The organism is Halomonas sp. ND22Bw (assembly GCF_003011945.1).
Taxonomy (GTDB): domain Bacteria; phylum Pseudomonadota; class Gammaproteobacteria; order Pseudomonadales; family Halomonadaceae; genus Halomonas; species Halomonas halophila.
In genome coordinates, this window is the sequence record NZ_PXWD01001497.1 from 1 (window position 1) to 247 (window position 247).

The 247-nt window shown below is 75.3% G+C and carries 1 protein-coding gene; it reads right to left on the minus strand.

Going from position 1 to position 247, the window contains the following annotated elements:
• Positions 1–247: hypothetical protein (locus tag CVH10_RS23205; RefSeq protein ID WP_219925055.1), on the minus strand; the 247-nt coding region annotated here is incomplete at both ends.

Sequence of the window (247 nt, forward strand, 5' to 3'; positions counted from 1 at the left end):
CACGATCATAGCGTTCCCGCTCCAGGTGCACGCTTGCCAGCGTCGTCACCGTGCCGCTGGTGCCCAGCAGCCGCCGCGTACCCGCCACCTTGGGCAGCCGCGCGGCGAACGGCGCGAAGCTTTCGGTGACGAGCGCGCGCATCCGGCGATAGGCGGCGGCGCGTTCCTCCGCCGAGCCGCCGCCGCCCGCGCTCTCGGTCAGCGACACGACCCCCCAGGGCGCCGAATGCCCGTCGCGCACGCGCGG